Source organism: Pseudomonas sp., from assembly GCF_033723075.1.
Taxonomy (GTDB): domain Bacteria; phylum Pseudomonadota; class Gammaproteobacteria; order Pseudomonadales; family Pseudomonadaceae; genus Aquipseudomonas.
This window is the reverse complement of sequence record NZ_JAWVXU010000053.1, coordinates 1-3,422: the sequence shown is the minus strand read 5'-3', so window position 1 is coordinate 3,422 and position 3,422 is coordinate 1. Positions and strand designations below refer to the sequence as shown.

General features: G+C 65.7%; 2 protein-coding genes. Both read right to left on the bottom strand.

Going from position 1 to position 3,422, the window contains the following annotated elements:
• Nucleotides 1-66: 66 nt before the first annotated feature.
• Entirely contained in the window at nt 67-708 is a 642-nt protein-coding gene (locus R3355_RS24215) for a sarcosine oxidase subunit gamma (RefSeq protein ID WP_318963684.1), read from the bottom strand.
• On the bottom strand, nt 701-3,422 hold a 2,722-nt coding region (locus R3355_RS24210), incomplete at its 5' end, for a sarcosine oxidase subunit alpha family protein (protein WP_318963682.1). The genes R3355_RS24210 and R3355_RS24215, both read right to left, overlap by 8 nt.

Genomic DNA, 3,422 nt, shown 5'->3' with positions numbered 1-3,422 from the left:
TGACGCTTCACCCATCCACCTTGGGTGTCCTCCGGTGGACGAAAAAAGCGTCGTCCACCCTACAGTTCAGGCCTCGATCGCCAACCCGTACTCGGCGCTGGCATCCTGCAGCCATAGCCAGATGTAGTCGGCGAAGCTGCGGCGAACCACCAGTTCCCAGGTGTCCTCGCCGGTGTGGCGGATCACCAGTTGCGACTTGGCGAACATGGTGCCGACCGCTTTGCCCACCGGGAAGTTGCTCGGGTGGACGTCGTAGATGCTCGATTTCATCAGCATCTCGCGGACTTTCGGCCCGCTCAGCTCGACCAGGGTCTGGCCGCCGCTGACATTCACCACCGCAACGTGCTGACCCTCCAGCTCGGCGCGCAGCTTCTGCTCGACGGCGAACTCGGTGCCGCTCGGCACTATCAACAGCCATTCGTCCGGGCCCAGCCACTGCAGCGAAGTGTCGCCATTGGCCACCAGGGTCAGCGCCACCGGCAGCTCCAGGCCGAGGGCCTTGTGCACGGCGCCGGCGAAGTTGCTGTCATCGGCGTCGCCACGCAGGGTCAGGTGACCGAGCAGTTTCTTTTCGCGCAGGCAGACTCCTGGCTTGCCGCCCTTGCTCCGCGAGCCCTTGCGCGCCAGCTCGTCGAGACCGGCGTGAAACAGTGGCGACTCGGCACGGCCGGCGTCGGGGCGTTGCTGGTAAACGTTGACGTTAGACATTCTGGCGATCCCCTTTCGGGTCATAGAACACGGGACTGACGATTTCGGCTTCGATCACGCTGCCATCCACCAGCGGGGCGAACACCCGCTCGCCGATGCGCTTGAGGCCGCCCTTGACCAGGGCCATGGCGAGCGAATAGTTCAGCGCCGAACTCATGTAGCTGGAGGTGACGTGGCCGACCATGGTCATCGGAATGGCCTGTTTCGGGTCGAACACCAATTGCGCGCCTTCCGGCAGTACCTTGTTCGGGTCCACGGGCTTGAGGCCGACCAGTTGCTTGCGTTCTGCCTTGAGGCAGTCCTCGCGGTTCATGCCGCGCCAGCCGATCCAGGAGAACGGCTTGGTCCGGCCGACGCACCAGCCCATGCCGAGATCGTCCGGGGTCACCGAACCGTCGGTGTCCTGGCCGACGATGATGAAACCCTTCTCGGCGCGCAGCACGTGCATGGTCTCGGTGCCATACGGGGTCAGGCCGTGTTTCTTGCCGGCGGCGATGATCTTTTCCCACACTGCCAGGGCGTAGTCGGCCTGGATGTTGACTTCGTAGCTCAGCTCACCGGTAAAGGAGATGCGGAACACCCGCGCCGGCACGCCGCCAACCTGACCTTCCTTCCAGGTCATGAACGGGAAGGCGTCCTTGTCCAGGTCGATGTCGGTGACCTCGGCCAGCAGCTTGCGGCTGTTGGGGCCGGACAGGGTCATGGTCGCCCAGTGGTCGGTGACCGAGGTGAAGTACACCTTGAGTTCCGGCCATTCGGTCTGGTGGTAGATTTCCAGCCATTCCAGCACCCGCGCGGCGCCGCCGGTGGTGGTGGTCATGAGGAAGTGGTTGTCGGCCAGACAGGCAGTTACGCCGTCGTCGAAGACCATGCCGTCTTCCTTGCACATCAGGCCGTAGCGGGCCTTGCCCACGTCCAGCTTGGTCCAGGCATTGGTGTAGACGCGGTTGAGAAACTCGCGCGCATCCGGACCCTGGATATCGATCTTGCCCAGGGTCGAGGCGTCGAGGATGCCCACCGCGTTGCGCACTGCCAGGCACTCGCGGGCCACGGCAGCGTGCAGGTCTTCACCGTTTTTCGGGAAGTACCAGGGACGCTTCCACTGGCCGACGTCCTCGAACTCGGCGCCGTTCTGCAGGTGCCAGGCGTGCATGGCGGTGTAGCGCTTGGCATCGAACAGCGGCCCGCAGTTGCGCCCGGCGAGGGCGCCGAAGGTGACCGGGGTGTAGTTCGGGCGGAACATGGTGGTGCCCATCTGCGGGATGCTGATGCCGAGCGAACGGGCGGCGATGGCCAGACCGTTGATGTTGCCCAGCTTGCCCTGATCGGTGCCGAAGCCCAGCGCGGTGTAGCGCTTGACGTGCTCGACCGACTCGAAGCCCTCGCGGGTGGCCAGCTCGATGCCGGCCGCGGTGACGTCGTTCTGCAGGTCGACGAACTGCTTGGGCGCACGCGCCGTAGGCTTGTCGTGGGGCACCTGGAACAGCGCAATGGACGGCTCCTCATGGCGCTGCTCGACCTTCGGCAGGCCGCAGGTGACCTGCTTGAAGCCGGCTTCGGCCGCGGCTGTCGCGCCAGCCTCGAAACCGTCTGCCAGGCTGTCACCGAGGGCGAAGATGCCGTTCACTGCACCGGCGCACAGGCGCTTCTGCAGGCCTTCGCCGGGGACGAAGGCGAGGATGTCTTCCTGCCAGGTCGGCTTGCCACCGAGGTGCGAGGCCAGGTGCACCACAGGGCTGTAGCCGCCGGAGCTGACGATCAGGTCGCAGTCGAGCACTTCGCCGGGGCTGACGACCTTGTGATTTTTCAGGTCGATGGCGCAGATCCGCGCCGCGTTGACCCGCTTGCTGCCGCGCGCCTCGACCACCGCACTGCCGGTGAGGATGCGCACGCCGCGCTTGCGCACTTCTTCAACCCAGGCGCCGCGCGGATTGCTCCGTGCATCGGCGACCGCGACCACTTGCTGACCGGCGTCGAGCCAGTCGAGGACCACGCGGTAGGCATAGTCGTTGGTGGTTGACAGCACCAGTTGGCGGCCCGGCGCCACGCCGTAGCGGCGCACATAGGTGGACACCGCATCGGCGAGCATGTTGCCCGGCACGTCGTTGTTGGCATACACCAGCGGCCGCTCGTGGGCGCCGGTGGCCAGGACCACACGCTTGGCGCGCACGCGGTGCATGCGCTGGCGCACCTGGCCGAGCGGGGCGACTTCGCCGAGGTGATCGGTGAGACGCTGGTGAATGGTGAGGAAGTTGTGGTCGTGGTAGCCGTTCACCGTGGCACGCGGCAGCAGGGTGACTTCCGCCATTGTTTCCAGTTCGGCGATGGCCTTGGCCACCCAGTCGCTGGCCGGCTTGCCGTCGAGGGTCTCGCGGGTGCTGAGCAGGCTGCCGCCGAACTCTTCCTGCTCGTCGGCGAGGATCACCCGCGCGCCGCTACGCCCGGCGGCCAATGCGGCGGCCAGACCGGCGGCGCCGCCACCGACCACCAGCACATCGCAGTGCTGGTTCATGTAGTCGTAGCTGTCCGGGTCGTTTTCTTTCGGTGCACGGCCCAACCCTGCGGCCTTGCGAATGTACTTCTCGTAGGTCAGCCAGAGGTTCTGCGGGTACATGAAGGTCTTGTAGTAGAACCCCGGCGGCATCATCTGCCCGCCGACCTTGCCGAGAATGCCCATCAGGTCGGTGTTGACGCTCGGCCAGCCGTTGGTGCTG